This is a genomic window from Shewanella sp. Scap07 (assembly GCF_013394145.1).
In the GTDB taxonomy this organism is placed as follows: domain Bacteria; phylum Pseudomonadota; class Gammaproteobacteria; order Enterobacterales; family Shewanellaceae; genus Shewanella; species Shewanella waksmanii.
Genome location: NZ_CP041329.1, coordinates 3,350,140 through 3,365,566, shown reverse-complemented (window position 1 = coordinate 3,365,566; position 15,427 = coordinate 3,350,140). Strand labels below are relative to the sequence as shown.

At 44.5% G+C, this 15,427-nt stretch carries 13 protein-coding genes; 5 read left to right on the top strand and 8 right to left on the bottom strand.

Annotated features, from left to right (window positions below):
- Positions 1-615 precede the first annotated feature (615 nt).
- On the top strand, positions 616-2,238 hold the full coding sequence (gene aceB / locus FLM48_RS14700; protein ID WP_179025147.1) for a malate synthase A: 1,623 nt from the start codon (positions 616-618) through the stop codon (positions 2,236-2,238).
- Positions 2,239-2,814: 576 nt separating this feature from the next.
- Positions 2,815-4,221 (top strand): HDOD domain-containing protein, encoded by a 1,407-nt coding sequence (locus tag FLM48_RS14695; RefSeq protein WP_179026385.1) that lies wholly within the window; start codon positions 2,815-2,817, stop codon positions 4,219-4,221.
- Positions 4,222-4,248: 27 nt separating this feature from the next.
- Here the strand turns inward: FLM48_RS14695 and FLM48_RS14690 are convergent, their stop codons facing one another.
- From FLM48_RS14690 to FLM48_RS14665, 6 genes are all read right to left on the bottom strand, one after another.
- Positions 4,249-4,788, bottom strand: coding sequence for a nuclear transport factor 2 family protein (locus tag FLM48_RS14690; protein WP_179025146.1), 540 nt, complete (start codon positions 4,786-4,788; stop codon positions 4,249-4,251).
- A gap of 60 nt (positions 4,789-4,848) precedes the next feature.
- Complete coding sequence (locus tag FLM48_RS14685; RefSeq protein WP_256870947.1) at positions 4,849-5,670, bottom strand: zinc-dependent peptidase; 822 nt, start codon at positions 5,668-5,670, stop codon at positions 4,849-4,851.
- Between the two features lie 86 nt (positions 5,671-5,756).
- Positions 5,757-7,481, bottom strand: a complete 1,725-nt coding sequence (locus FLM48_RS14680; protein ID WP_179025145.1) for a GGDEF domain-containing protein — start codon at positions 7,479-7,481, stop codon at positions 5,757-5,759.
- The gene (locus FLM48_RS14675) at positions 7,478-8,911 is read right to left on the bottom strand and encodes an ABC transporter substrate-binding protein (RefSeq protein ID WP_372846966.1); all 1,434 of its coding nucleotides are present in this window, start codon (positions 8,909-8,911) and stop codon (positions 7,478-7,480) included. The genes FLM48_RS14680 and FLM48_RS14675 overlap by 4 nt, the downstream gene beginning before the upstream one ends.
- A 212-nt stretch (positions 8,912-9,123) precedes the next feature.
- Entirely contained in the window at positions 9,124-9,531 is a 408-nt protein-coding gene (locus tag FLM48_RS14670) for a hypothetical protein (protein ID WP_028771631.1), read from the bottom strand.
- Positions 9,491-10,234: an AAA family ATPase gene (locus FLM48_RS14665; protein ID WP_179025144.1), complete on the bottom strand. Its 744-nt coding sequence runs from the start codon at positions 10,232-10,234 to the stop codon at positions 9,491-9,493. The genes FLM48_RS14670 and FLM48_RS14665 overlap by 41 nt, the downstream gene beginning before the upstream one ends.
- 515 nt (positions 10,235-10,749) lie before the next feature.
- Between FLM48_RS14665 and FLM48_RS14660 the strand changes: the two genes are divergently transcribed.
- The 3 genes from FLM48_RS14660 (at position 10,750) to FLM48_RS14650 (ending at position 11,970) form a co-directional block, all read left to right on the top strand.
- A complete protein-coding gene (locus FLM48_RS14660; protein WP_028771633.1) occupies positions 10,750-10,974 on the top strand; it encodes a DUF3820 family protein in 225 nt (74 codons plus the stop codon).
- A gap of 132 nt (positions 10,975-11,106) precedes the next feature.
- The gene (locus FLM48_RS14655; protein WP_028771634.1) at positions 11,107-11,409 is read left to right on the top strand and encodes a hypothetical protein; all 303 of its coding nucleotides are present in this window, start codon (positions 11,107-11,109) and stop codon (positions 11,407-11,409) included.
- 78 nt (positions 11,410-11,487) lie between these two features.
- Positions 11,488-11,970, top strand: a complete 483-nt coding sequence (locus FLM48_RS14650) for a GNAT family N-acetyltransferase (protein WP_179025143.1) — start codon at positions 11,488-11,490, stop codon at positions 11,968-11,970.
- A 28-nt stretch (positions 11,971-11,998) separates the two neighbouring features.
- Here the strand turns inward: FLM48_RS14650 and FLM48_RS14645 are convergent, their stop codons facing one another.
- Positions 11,999-13,735, bottom strand: a complete 1,737-nt coding sequence (locus tag FLM48_RS14645; protein WP_179025142.1) for a bifunctional UDP-sugar hydrolase/5'-nucleotidase — start codon at positions 13,733-13,735, stop codon at positions 11,999-12,001.
- A gap of 570 nt (positions 13,736-14,305) precedes the next feature.
- Positions 14,306-15,400 carry a CNNM domain-containing protein gene (locus FLM48_RS14640; RefSeq protein ID WP_028771637.1) on the bottom strand — a complete coding sequence of 365 codons (1,095 nt, stop codon included), beginning with the start codon at positions 15,398-15,400 and terminating at the stop codon, positions 14,306-14,308.
- Between the last annotated feature and the right edge of the window lie 27 nt (positions 15,401-15,427).

Here is a 15,427-nt window from a genome sequence, read left to right as displayed (position 1 = left end):
CTGTTAAGGCGGTTTTATGATATTTTATTTAGTTTTTTTGTCGGTAAACCAATTTAATTTTCGATGTTGATCGACATACTAATCTGCCATTTGCATATCTAGTCTTAACCTTTTGTCTCTAGTTTACGTAAACGTAAAATTAAAACGATCGTTTGAATTGCTGTTGGTTGATTGTGTGGTTAAGGTGCTGATTATTATTGGTTTATCTTCTTTCCGTGGCAGGTAAAGCCAAACGCCGATTATTAATCCACCTAGTCTAAAGTTGCTATTTGGCTGGAAAGTTACATTTACTTTAAGTTGCTTAATTACGTAATAACTTTCTTATTGAGCTTGATGGTCAATTTGTCTGACAAATTGAAAATCTAAAATTAAAATGGCTCGTATTTCCTTTTTAACTACTGATTTTTATCGCTTTAATTATTTGGCTTTACCATTTTAACTTATGTTTTTTACATTGTTTCGCAAGCGATTCGAGGTTACAGCTTTGTTGCAATCGGTATTTTTTGTGGTTAGGTTTTAGTCAGGTTTCAGTTTGGTGACAATTTAATATTAGCAATCGCGATAAGCGATTTAGCTCACCGTAAAGATAGTTTAATTGCATAAGAGGACAGATGGATGACAATTCAAACAATAGAAAGAGCGCCGACCGCGACAGGAATTGCCATTAAAGGGAAGCAGGTTGCAGGACAAGAGCAAGTGCTAACATCTGGTGCGCTTGGGCTACTTACCAAACTGTGTGAGATGTTTGGTCCCGAGGTTGAGCAATTAATACAGGCCCGTAATCAAAAGCAGCAGCGTATTGATGGCGGAGAGTTACCCGACTTTCTGATTGAAACTAAAAAAGTCCGCGATAGTCGCTGGCAGATCCGCGGCATTCCTGACGATCTGCAGGACCGACGGGTAGAGATCACTGGCCCAGTTGACCGTAAAATGGTGATTAACGCGCTAAATGCTAATGCAAAAGTCTACATGGCCGACTTTGAAGACTCTCTAGCTCCGACATGGAAAAAGGTCATAGAGGGTCAGCAAAACCTGATGGATGCTGTTAACGGTACCATCAGCTACACTGCACCGGAAACGGGTAAGCACTATAGCCTTAACGATGATCCCGCGGTATTGATTTGCCGAGTGCGCGGTTTGCATTTGCCAGAAAAGCACCTTGAATTCAACGATAAGCCAATCGCTGCGGCGCTAGTTGATTTTTGCTTGTACTTTTATCATAACCACAGGCAGCTGCTAGAAAATGGCTCTGGTCCCTACTTTTATATTCCTAAAATGGAAAGTCATCTTGAAGCGCGCTGGTGGGCAAAAGTATTTAACTATGTTGAGCAACGTTTTTGCTTAGCGCCAGGCACGATTAAATGTACTTGCTTGATAGAAACGCTTCCAGCCGTGTTTGAAATGGATGAAATCCTGTATGAGCTACGTTCTAACATTGTCGCCCTTAATTGTGGCCGCTGGGACTACATTTTTAGCTACATCAAAACGCTGAAACAACACAGTGACCGGATATTGCCTGATCGCCAAGATTTAACCATGGACAAAGACTTTTTGAACGCCTATTCGCGTTTGTTGGTTAAAACGTGCCACAAACGTGGGGCGTTGGCTATGGGGGGAATGGCTGCATTCATTCCGGCGAAAACTGAGCGCGAAAATAATGAAGTGCTTGCGAAGGTGCGCCGCGATAAAGAACTTGAAGCCCGCAATGGTCACGACGGTACTTGGGTTGCCCATCCAGGACTTGCAGATACTGCGATGAGTATTTTCAATGAATTTATTGGTAATAATCATGTCAATCAGTTGCACATTACTCGCGATGTAGATGCGCCTATTCAAGCAAGAGAGCTGCTAAGCCCTTGTGATGGCAAGCGAACAGAAGCGGGTATGCGCCTGAACATTCGTATCGCATTGCAATACATAGAAGCTTGGATCAGCGGCAATGGCTGTGTCCCCATTTACGGATTAATGGAAGACGCCGCGACAGCTGAGATCTCGCGCGCATCTATTTGGCAATGGATTAAACATCAACAGCGTTTAGACAGCGGTGAGTTGGTTACTAAAGCCTTGTTTAAGACAATGTTGGTAGAAGAGCTTGCCACGGTTAAAACAGAAGTGGGACCCGATAGCTTTACCCATGGTAACTATACTCAGGCCGCGGTATTGCTGGAGCAAATAACCCTTGCAGATGAGTTAGTTGATTTTCTGACTTTACCTGGCTACGAGATGTTAACGGCATAGCGCTTAATCTGACTATTAACATCATGCTTAAATTTACCACCCTTTTCAATCTGCCACACGTGTGCCGGTTGTTCCCGCGTTGTATTCCTACGTGCGATGCGGGCTTTTAATCTGGGCTATTCATTTCTATTGCTACGATAGCCTTGCTTGTGTTTGCGACTCATTGAGTCGCTTTTTTTTATCCAAATTTTTGTTACTTGCCCCCAGTGCAACAAGTTGTCGCGCTTTTTTAGCCATTGAGTTATCCATGCAAATTGATTGTCCCCTTGCACCATGATTAACCAACTAATGTATGATTTAGGTCAATAAGCGCTCATCCATTGGTAAAATAAGGTATTATTTGTCGCTATAATTACTAGGTATAACAGCATAATATCCGCTATGTTTATAAGATAAATGCAGAGGATTTTAACGGGCGTTACTATGGGCTCATCTATAGATGAGAGTAATACTCAATTTAATATCTTGTCCCTTTGCGCCCCTACAAATTAAGAGAGCGTTTTGAAAACGACCAATCCTCATCCACATCAATCGAAGGGAGTCGATTACTGGACCCAGCGTATCAGCGAGCAGGAGATGCCCGCGCTATGCTCTACCGTCAAATCTTTAGAGAAGCTGGCTAAAGATGATGTGTCCTCTTTGGCGATTCTTGGCCGCAGTGTGATGCATGATAATGCGTTAACATCAAAAATCCTTAAGGTGGCAAATAGTGCCGTTTATAGTAAAGGCATTACGCAAGTTACCACCGTTAGCCGTGCGGCAGTGGTGTTAGGTTTTGATACCATCAGAAATATTTGTATCACTGCCAAATTGCTGAGTAGCCTGCTAGAAAATAAAGGCTTGTCTGAGAACGTATATCAGCGCTTAATTAAGTTAATGGCGAGTTCTTTTCAGGCGGCGATGCTGTCGAAGATGATGCTAAAAGAACACGGCGAAGAATTACAAGAAGAGGTCTTTGTTGCCGCTTTGCTATACCAACTTGGTGAAAGTGCATTTTGGAGCATGGGGGGAGAACCCACTGAGCAGCTCGATAGGCTGCTGAATGAATGCGAAGATGACAAGGCGCAAAAAGCGGCGGTGCGCCACTATCTAGGCGGCTCTTTTAATCAGCTATCAATGGGTATTGCCAGAAGTTGGGGACTGGGAGAAGTGTTACTTAAATCGCTCAGTCATCCCGATGAGCGCACCCCTGAAATTCGCGCTATTTTTCTGGCGAATAAGATAAGCGAATTAATGGCAGAGCCTAACGTTGATTTAGCCGCATTAAACCTACGGATAACTCAAGCCGCAGAGATGCTCGATGTTGAAGTTGATGAGTTTAAAGGCCGGATGATCCGCTGCACTAAGGCAACGGCAAAGCTTGCTGATGCGTATGGTGCTAAGGTGCTGGTCGATTTTCTACCCAAGACTGAGCTACTGACATTAGATTATCAAGTGGCAGAAGTTGAGCAGTTTGTGCGTGAGCCCAATCAATTAATTCAGCTAAAGAAACTCAGAGAACTTACCAACTGTGCAGTGGAGCAAGCCGACTTTAATCGTGTGCTTACGGTAACACTTGAAGGCATGCTAGAAGGCTTGGGGGTTGATCGCTGTGCCTTGATGTTGCTATCACCCAATCGTAAAAGATTACAACCTCGACTAGTGCTAGGCGAAGAGTCTGAACAGATGAAGCAGGATTTTATGGTCGATGTCTCGCAAAAAAGCGGGGTGTTTGCTGATGCAATTTCACTTAAGTGCCCCATGTTTGTCGATGACCCCAATTCCAGTAAATGGCGTATGTATATTGATGATGAACTGCGTGGATTAACTAGCCCCCATGGGTTTATGTTGGCGCCTGTGGTGGTGGACTCTAAAGTGATTGGGGTGATTTTTGCTGACAGGTTGCAAACCGAGCGCGTAATTACCGCGATTGAATATGATGGCTTTACCCATTTTGCCCAGCTGGCCAATGTGTGTTTGGGCGCCGCTCTGCACGCCCATTAACCATTAAACGCCTATCAAACTTAGATTTTACTGTTCACTGTTGCGTACGCCCGCTTCGTGGGTCTTAATCTGTTGGGTAATAGATTTAGCAATATCGTTGGGGATGGGGAAACTCAAGTGGTACTGGGCGATCTGCCAGCCATTTTCGTTCAGAATCAAGGTGCCAGTCCCGCGGCTTGTGCCATATGATTGGCTGTCTAATAACTCATCAAACACCATAGTGTCGCCAAATTGCATCAGGCGACGACTAATGGGCTGATAGCGCCAGCCGTCGGTTGGGCGCGCATAGGATGCGAACTGTTTCATGTCCCAATACTCGGCTGCATCGGTGCCGATAAAGACCGCATCTTTGCTATACAGGGCAAAATAATTGTCCCAATCGGCATCGGCGGCATAGTGATGCAACTTATCAAGTACCTTTGCAGCTGCATCTTTTGCCATCGCGCTGGCGAGCGAGTGCCCTTGAGACTGTGTCTCAGCGTTGGCGCCCGTCAAAGTTAAGCATAAAATCCCAAATGCTAGCGCGAAATTCAGTGTCATTCTCTTATGACTTAACAGCTTATTCATTATTGTTATCATCCTTTTACCTTGCCCAGTTTGGCTGTGGCTAGTGATTTATTTTATCAACTAATGCCAGTTTACTGGATCAAGTTTAAAAAAGTGACTGAGTTGAAGATATAAATGACGGTGCTCAGCAAACAGCGCGTGGGGCCGCTCAAAAAATACTTCGGTGATGACCGCAAAAAACTCGGCGGGGTTGGTTGCGCCGTAATAACTAAACAGTGAGTACTCATGACTGTGAGCGGCATTTTGTAAGCGCTCAAACTCGTTTGCTAACACCTGCGACCATTGCTGATAATCTTCAGTGTTGTCTAGTTGTGGTGCGCCATTCGCGGGGCCAGTTTCTTGATCAAGCTGATGGGCAAATTCATGCAAAACAACATTGCTACCATCACAAGGGTTTGCTGTGTCTTTTTGGGTGGTTTGCCATGACAGTATTACCGTGCCTGTTTCCCACGACTCACCCGCTAATACCCGTTGCTGCTCGGAGACAACCCCACCTTGCGCCACCATTTGGTTACTGACGATAAAGGGACTGGGGTAGACTAGAATTTTGCGTAGCTTAGGGTAGTAATTGGTTGGGCGGTTTAACAACAGCAAACAGGCTTGAGAAGCAATTGTCAGTCGAATCTCATCATTAATCACCATACCATCACAGCCAACAAAAGCCTTTTCATCGAGAAATATTTGAATATGTTTTTTTAGTTGTAACTGCAAATCTGCTGGTAAGTGGCGATAGTAAGGAACCTTTGTTTGCAGTATTTTGCGCCACTGTCGAGGAAACGGTTTATTGGCGATGCGTTGACGCCGGTGCGTGAGCCGCACCTGACTGGTGGCTACCCACGCGATAGCCACGGTGCTGAGCAAAAAAATTAACGCAATCATCATGGCTTATCCCGTACATAAATTAATTAGTTATTATTGATATAGGGGAGTAAGGACTGCTTTTCAATGATTAATATAAGATTTAATTTCTAGTCGGTTTCGTCAACCTTGATGGTATTTCTTCCGCTGTGTTTAGCTAGATACAATGCTTCATCTGCGCGTTGGATTAGTGACGTGGCACTGTCTTTTTCGTTGATGGTGGTGCAGCACAGGCCAATGCTTATCGTCAGCATGCCAAAAAACTCAGAGTCTTGATGGGGGATAGATTGCAATCGTACCGCATGTTTCATTTTTTTTGCTAGATTGAAAGCGGCTTCTCGGTGCGTATTTGGTAATAACAGCACAAATTCTTCACCACCGTAACGCGCAAAGATCCCGTCAGTCACGCCATCAACCTTAGTGATGGTTTTGACGATAGTCTTTAAACATTCATCTCCGGCAACGTGGCCGTATCTGTCGTTAAATTGTTTAAATCGATCAATATCAAACAGTAATAAGGCTAGCGGTTGTTGGTATTGCATTGATTTGTGCATCTCTACGGTTAACCGCTGGTCGAAGTAACGTCGATTAAATGCCCCTGTCAGGCCGTCAATTTCAGAAATGGACTTAACCTTGGTGGCATAGCGTTTTAGGGTTGTTAGGGCGCTGACCATTTGCTGCAGTTCAAGGTTATTGGTTTGCGGCAAAGGTGTGTGTGGTTTTTCGTTGGCGATCGCGTGCATGGCAGAGCTGGTGGCGATTACTGGTTCGACTATGCCTTGTGAGATTAAGCGCCAGTTAGTCAAGGCAACCACTAAAGTGTAAAGCACGCCCGCACAGAAAATGAGAATTACGAACCAGTCACTTTCTTGTTTAAGTTGCTCTCCACTTTGTTGAAGTTTAGATTCACTGCGACTGACAAAATCTAACGTGTAGTCGGATATACGCTGCGAAAATTCAGCCTGCAGATCGAGGTGGGCATCGGCAATGGCGTCGGTATTAACCGCGTTCCGACTCAATTGAAAGAGGTTATTTTGCCCCGTTAACAAAGGCGTTAAACGCGCTAGCCAATCTTGGGTAAGTTGATGATTTTGGCTATCGTCGATTTCGATATATTTTAACTGTAAATACAATCTCAATGTTCGCCGTTGGATCTGATTGATAGTCAATATATCTTTGGTATGGCGCAGCTGATTAAGCTCAGCGAACAGCAGTTGAAATTGATGTAGTAGCTCCGTTAAGGTTTGATGTTGTGTTAGCTGCGCCTGTAATGATGCTTTCGGTGCATGTTGTAAGCTTTGCATCATTTTTTGGTCGTACACCGTTAACTGTTGCTGTATGGCGTTAAAAATCTGCTCTTCATCCTCTATTAGTTGGCTTTCAATTGCGGCTATTGCTTGATTAGCCGAAAAAGCTGATTGAGTTAAGGAGTTAAGTAAAGGCAGTTGTGATTGCTCTTTGATGAGTCGTGATTCGAACTTAACCAACCGGGCTTTTTTATTGTCAGGTAAAGGGATTAATTGTAGTTGTTGCGTAGCTGATATCAGCAGTTGCCACTGGGTGGATAGTGCGTGTAGTAGTTGCTGCCTTTGAGTTTCTGAACTAAAGGATTTGAGTTGATTAGTGATCACTTGCAGGCGCTGAGCATCTTTGGCTAAACGCAGTGCGGTGGTTATCTTAACCGTGTCGTGATTAACTAAGTTGTCAATTCGTTGTTGCAGTTGAGTCGATAAATACAGTGACACACTGCCAATTGCGAGCGACATCATTGCAATGACGATAAAGACAAATCTTGACCGTTGTTTAAGGCTTTTTAGTGGCTTTGTCATAGTCATTTTACGATCGCTGGAACCTCACCATAGTGATTCTGAATTTCAAGAATCCGCTGCCGAAGTAACTGTACTTGGCTGTCGATATCATTGTTTTTATTCGCGAGTTGATAGCAAGCCTTAGTCAGTTCGGGGTAGATTCTACCCATAGCACTGCTGGTAAAGTGTCCTTGGTTAGCGATATTTTTAGCCCAGGAGATGTTGGCTTTGTGGCTTGCGGTTAGCGCACCATTAATGGCTCTGAGTTGCGGTTGACCCAGTTCGGCTGACAATACGACATCAGCACGACACGGATTACCACCACCCAGTGCGTAGTCATATTGTGCTTGATATGACCCCATGTACTTAAGTAGCCAATATGCCGCAGTGGGATTATGTGAGTCGTAAGCAACGGCAAAGGCATAGGCGCCATTGTAGGGCTTACCGCCGGGCACTTGGGCGACCTTAAGACGGGCGCCGTTAATGTTTTGCTCTGCTTTGAAAGATGCTTGCCATAAGTTGTTGTAGGCAAAGGGCCACATCGCCACTTTGCCGTTAGCTAGCGCATTGGCTGCTTGCTCAAAAGCGAAGTTTTTATCAGTGGGATAGGCGTATTGAAGCAGTTGACGGTAGATTTCTGCGGCTTGTCTCAGTGGTTGGTTATCGGCGCTAATGGTGAACAGACTGAGCTCATCGTGTTGATAATTGGGCTTCATCCAATGTCCGCCAAGGCTCCACAAAATACTGGAAAACTCATCATTAATATGGGGACGCTCACCGGCCATCAAGGCCAGGCCATAAAAAGGTTGATTTAGGCGCTGCCCGGCTAAAGTGTCTCCTGCTTGGCGTGTGAAGAACTCACTGATGTCGAGTAGCTGTTTAAAGTCACGGGGTGGCGCTAAAGCATAATGATAACGGGCTTTAAAATTGGCTTTCTCTTCAGGATGTTCAAATAGATCAGAGCGATAGTGGTTACCCATTACATAGTTGTTGTAGGGGATGGCGTGCACTTGGTTGCGGTAAGAGAGAATATTGAGTAACGAGGCATAATAAGGTTCTAAGTAATGGTTCATCGCTTGCTCGCCTTGGGGGTCATACAAACTGGCGAGTTCTGTTAAGGGCACAGTATATCCATTGGATGCCCACTCTTTGGCCCAACCGGCTTCCATGGTTAATAGATCGTATTGGCCTTTGCCCGCGAGTAATGACTGAGTTTGCAAAGGGTACATCTGTTCAAGTGGCAGTGAGACTACATTGACGGGGACTTGGGTTTGGGCGGTGAACTTAGGTAACAGTTGTTGTTGCAGATAATCGGTCCAAAAACCCTTCTCGGCTACCAGTGTGAGCGGCTTTTTATTGTCCAGCGGCGGAATTTCGGCGAGTGTGAATTGGGCATAAGTATTGTTTGATACTATGAAAGCGTAATAGATGAAAATCGCAGTAAAGAACTTTTGCACCAAACAATACTCCAGTAAAACGGCTTGGATATAGTATTAATACTATCCTAGCTTAAACTTGTACATAATTATTTTACTTGTTATTTACAATTGAAGGCTGCAAAAGAAAAAAACTGGCAGCTCGGAAAGTACTTTATGGGAAAAGTAAGCTGCCAGTGAAAGGTTGGGAGGAACCCAAAAGATCGCGTACATACTTTGGTGTTACAGTTTGTCTACTCAACTATGATAGATTTTTCGACTCTTCTACGTTCATCATCACTGAGCGAATAATGATGCTCAATGAGGAAGCGTATTAGTTTTGACTTGGCCACATCACAACCACTGGCTAAGTCTGCAAGATGACTAATGGCTGATTCGCTCAAGGTAAAAGTAGCTTTCCTAAATGGGGCATTGCCTTTACCTATTGTACGAACCGGATTAACCGTTTGTTTGTCCTCCTGATGAGGTTTAAATTCTATTATTTCTGCAATGCTGTTGGATTGTTCACCGCCAGCAGCATAAGTGGTAGCCTGATCAATGAAGCCGTCAATAAAGTCATCCAATGACATTTGTTCGGGCACATCGATATGGGTTTGGCGCTTAGATTGCGTAGAGTTTTTCTTGAGATCTGCCAGTCCCATAATCACCCCTTATTTTGGCTTGCTGTTTTTGCGCCAGTTGATTGCGCACCTCTGTGGCACTTTTTACATTGAATAGCTCACAGGCTATACCGCGAATTTCGTCAGCGGCTTTGCCATTTGGTTGAATTTCTATCACTGATAGACCTGACTCTTCACTGTCATCGTAGATGTTACGACTGTAAGTGATGGCATCGAGCACATTGATGTCATAGGTGCGACACACATCTTTCGCTTCAAAAATTCGGTTAGCTTGATTGGGCAGGCTAGGGCATTGAGTAATGACAAACGAGGCCTGCATTTTAGGGTTGATCATCATACACGTCGCGACAATATCATCCATGTGGCTAACCGTTTTCAGATCGCGACGTTTAGGGCGAAGCGGCATCAATACATGGGATGCCACAGACATAGTGGCGCGCAGTGCCAAGTTATCTTGGCCGCCGCAATCAACGATGACATAGTCATAGTGTTGCTCTAAGCTGAGAAGATCATTACGAATCTTGCCATATAGTTGCACGCAATTAATGCTGGTGAGTTCTGGGTTGTTGTTTCTTGCTTGAATCCAGTCTGATGTAGTGCGCTGGGGGTCACAGTCGACCATGATTATGGAAGCGCCGCATTCTGCACTGAGAAAAACGGCTAGATTCTGCGCAATGCAACTCTTGCCGCTTCCTCCTTTTTCTCCGCCGACGAGTATGATCATATGCTTCCCCTTGCTTGTACTGGTGTTGTTGCGCCTGTCCGAGACCCGATAAAACTGCAGGTATCGCAATGAAATTAGTGCAACTTTAATGAGTTAACTGCGTGTCTATGATCAAATTTAGAGGCTTATTAATCGAGGGTCAACTGTATGATTTTTGACGTTTTTTGTTTTTTTTGACTGGTGTTAATCCCTTGACGGTTCTGGCAATAAGACAGTTAATTGACAATGATTGATTCTCGGTTTGGTTATGGTTAGATAATAAAACAAATACAGTATGTTACACCGATGTTACTGCTAAATGCTGGCTGAACTTGCCGGGTGTTTGTCGTGAAATCGCTGCTAATAATCCATTTCTTATAACCATAACCATGGTATGTGAGGTCTTGTTATATATATTTGGTATAGGTCTTAAATCAGAGCTAAGGCGAGCACACGCCAAGTTGCGACTAGCGTCAGTAAGCGCGGTGTGTTCCAATAACCCATGAGCTGATTATTGAATGTTAGGAGAGTGCTGGTTGGACGAGAAACAATTGGTTGAGGCAATCAATCAAACGATGCCCTTTGGTAAATATGCTGGACGAAAACTGCTCACTTTACCTGAACCCTATTTGGTCTGGTTCCACTCAAAAGGCTTCCCAGAAGGTAAGTTAGGTCAGCAATTGGCGTTAATGTACGAGATAAAACTCAATGGCTTGGAGCAGATGTTGCAGCCGTTGTTGAATAAAGTTCCCGACAAATAGGCACGCCTAGCAGCAAATGAGAGCTAAGTCTAAAAGTTTGCAATCAAATAGTAATTAGCTACTTTAGATAGAGATTTATTATCGAGTGCGTGCTTTAATAATTGGCAAATCTAAATCGTTAAGGAAATTGTAATGATAGCTAAATTGGTCAAACTAGCGGCTGTAGCAACGCTTGCGTTGGGTATTTCAAGTGCATGGGCTGCAGGTGTTGTTCATGAAGGTACCGTTGTCGATACCATGAACGGTGGTGGTTATACCTATGTGCAAATTAAAGATTCAGACAAGACTTTTTGGGCTGCAGGCCCACAAGTTGAGATCAGCAAAGGCGATACCGTCGTTGTTCAAGAACAGATGTGGATGAACGACTTCACCAGTAAAACGCTAGATCGTACTTTTGACGAGCTACTGTTTGTTGGTCGTATTGATAAAAAATAATCCCGAATTATTTAAAACGGCGTTAGTAGTTTACTATTAACGCCGTTTTTTTATGTGCGATAGTGACAAGGCGCAGCGATGAATTTTGAGTTAGTGGAGTTTGATAAACAGTACGCAGAGCAGATAGGCCCATTGTATCATCAGGCCGTGCACAGCTATGTGGGCGAGTTTTACACTACAGCGCAACTCAATGCTTGGTCTGCTGCACCGCGCTCAACCTATCACTGGCGCAAGCGCTTAAGCCAAACTCGTAGCTGGCTAGCAATTGTTGCTGGGCGATGCGTGGGCTTTATCAACATGGAAACCCATTTTCATTCTCGCGGTTATATCGATAGTTTGTATGTTCTACCGCAATACCAACACCAAGGCATAGCCACTGCACTTATCGTGCAGGTGCAGCAATGGGCAATTGAGCAAGGGTACCGGCAATTAACTGTCGATGCATCCGCGATGTCTAAGCCGGTGTTTATCCGTCAAGGCTTTCAACTGCATCATAGGCGTTACCAGCAAAAAAACGGTGAAGTGATTGCTGGGTTTGCACTGTATAAAAACTTAACCTGATGCGGTTATAAACCTGGTACTGAGTTAGCTAGTCGGCTAAGGAATGGCTTAAATAGTTAACCTGTGGGCTCAGTGCTTCATCAATATGTTGTTCTTGCATATAGGCGATAAATGCAGATGGCAACGTGACCCCAGCTAGCGTGCGTTGCCAGCAGGCCTTTAGCAATGGGCTATAACCTTCTTTGCCTGAGGTGGTATAGGCAGATGATACGCCATGGTAAAACTGATTGGAGTCAATCGCGAGCCACGTATCAGTTTGTTGATGACTTAGTATTTCTACTTTTACGATACGTTGGCCGATGCCTTGGCGGCCATCATAGAAATAACGCACCCCATAAGTATAAGGAAAGCTACCTGCGCCAGTGCCTGTGACACTATTGTTGGTGGCACTATTAATGGCAGATTCCAGTGCTTCAATTAAATATTGACCTTTAATGCGGTACTTAACCAAAGGCAGATCAAATGGCAAAATTCGACCTAATACATCTGCTAAGGTGAGCTGACCTTTATTTAACGACTGGCGCACGCCGCCAGCATTATGCAGTACGAAGTCGACCTTGCAATGGTGACGATGCACTTGATGGTAAATGCTCTTACAGATCCACGGTGCAATCTCACTGCCATGGGGCAGGGCTTTGCTTGGTAATCGAGTATGGACGAGATTACGTGGAATAAATCCGAGTACCTGATGCTCCATGGCATCAATTGCGGGGCGGTAATGCAGATCAATCACTTGCTGTATGTCATTACAGCTTTCATCTCCTAATAAATTAGCTTTAGCCGCTAAAAGGTCGGCCAGTTGTTGCTGCTCTAACTGGGTGACTCCTTGAGCTGATTCAGCTAAAAAGGTCTTATCCAGCATGAAGTAGTTGTCACCGGTAAGTGAGGTGACTTTGCCTTGGTTGTCAAAAATTATCTCGGCTAATCCGATGGTTTCGGCGTATTTACCCGCCTGCACAATCGGGGTGTGATTGCGTATTTCACCGTAGGGTGAGGCACTTAGGCCAAGCTCACTAAAATCGCCCTGTAGGGTGTGACTATGTCCGCCAACAATTAAGCTTATGCCGTCGACTTGTTCGGCAAGCTCGCGGTCTTGAATAATACCTAAATGGCTGAGCACGACGATGTGCTTGATATCCTGCTGGTGCAGATGCTCAATTGTTTGCCGCACCGTAGCCACGGCATTGACAAACTCGGTATCGGCATCGGGTCGAGCAATCTGTTTCATCTGATCGAGGGTAATACCGACAATCGCGAGTTGCTTATCGTAAAAAGGTTGCACAATATAGTTGGCAATACCTAGCTGCGGATCGTAGTCGTATAAGTTAGGGTGATTAGCGAGTTTATGGGCTTTAGTAGCATCTTCTGCGCTTAAGTCCATATTGCCTGCCAGCAACGGGAATTGAATATTGTTAAGAAAATCGCTTACCGGGGCATTGCCGGCATCAATTTCATGGTTACCTAAAACCATCGCATCAGGGGCCAATAAATTAAGCAGGTGAGCGTTGGCTTTACCTTTAAACTGGTTGAAGTACAAAGTGCCCTGAAAACTGTCACCGCCATGCAGAAATAGAAAGTGTTGTTGCTTCTCTTGGGCCAACTTTCGTACTTGGGCAACTTGATAGGCAATACGCGCGGCACCGCCACTATGACTATAAACTTCAAACTGCTTATCGTTTAGCTGCACATCAAACTGCACATGGTTAGGATCAAAATGTGAGTGGGTATCATTAATGTGGGCCAGTGAAAGCGAGTAAGTAGTCATAAATTGCCTCAAATAACGCGGCCGCAAAGTTTATCATAGCTTTTGGCAGCCAACCTAAGAGTTTTATACCAATCAATATAAACATTTAGTCACTCAGCGAGAATTTAGCGGTTCTGAGGTAAGGTCCTTAAATGCTCCTGCATTAATGACATTCACCACATCCATGTGGTTTGCAACGAGTGAAGAGCATAGTTATTCTACGGTTAAGCTCGTTAACACTGCATCAGAATCGCTAAAACTCGCCATTCTGGCGCGTTTTAGGCTGCCTACTTCTGCGTTGAATAATTTCACAAGGGAACAACCATTGTTTCAATCATTCGCCTTGAATTAGTTTGCCCAAAGCGCGCTGAGTAGATCAAATTCTTATACTGATTGGTATTATACCAAAAAGCATCAGATGCTAACCCAAGCTAGGTTGATTGTGCGACAAGCAAATATAGCGCCTGCAGTGGCTTGCAAAAGCACTGCCTAAACCCGAGCGTTAGCGTTTCATTTTAGCGTGCGGGTAGGGGGGCTATTGCGCTAGCAATAAAAAAGGGAGCCGCAGCTCCCTTGTTGTCAGAATAAAGACTAGCTGTCTTTTTCTGTTTGCGGTGATTCAACGTAAGAGTCAAATTCCCCGTCTGATGATAATCGAATACCTTTATGCTTCATGCGGCGTTTCCATAGCTTACGCGCCAGTTGCTGCATATCTGTCACAGGGTCGTTACTGTCGACAATTTCTAACCCAAGCAAAGATTCAATAATATCTTCTAAGGTGACAATACCTTGACCGCTGCCGTATTCATCAACAACCATTGCCATTTTGGTATTTCGCTTAATCATAAGCTCAAATAAAGGCAGAATTTTTGCCGTTTCAGGTACGACAATCAAACTGCGTTTTAAGTCCAAAATGCGGCTTTGAGGTGTTTGTCGCTCGGCCAATAGAATGTCATTGCGATTAATGAAACCGATGATATCGTCAGGTTCATTATGATAAATAGGAATCCGAGTAAAAGGTTTGGCCTTATGTAAAGTGGCAAATTCTTCCTGAGTCATGTCACTTGGCAGGCTAAACATCACGGTTCGCGGTGTCATAATTGCAGTAACAGGCATTTCTTTAACCGACAACATCTGGGTTAAAATTTGTGACTCCTGCTCATCAAGCTCGCCCGACTCTTGACCAATTTTGGCCATAGCACTCATTTCTTGGCGGATATACTGGCCTTCATCACCTTTACCCATTAATTGCGTCACTTGTTGTGACATCCAAATTAACGGTTTAGTTAGGCGCTCCATCCACATCAGAGCATAAGAGACGGTTGGCGCGAGCGAACGCCAATAGTTGGCGCCCAGTGTTTTTGGGATGATCTCTGAAAAGAATAAAATCAGAAAAGTCAGTACGCCTGAGAATACGCCAAGCATCTCATCACCAAATACTTTCGCAGCTTGCGCACCGGCAACGGCAGCACCTACGGTGTGGGCAATGGTATTGAGGGTCAAGATAGACACTAAAGGCGACTCAACATTGGCTTTTTGTCGATTTAATCGATCAGCCGCAGTGGCATTAGTTTGACCTAATGTCGCAATATAGCTTGGGGTGACAGACAGTAGAACAGCTTCAAAAACACTACAAAGAAATGATATCCCGATAGCAACAAGGATAATAACAATGAGGGTGACCATGTGGGTGGAAGAACAACTCCGAGTATC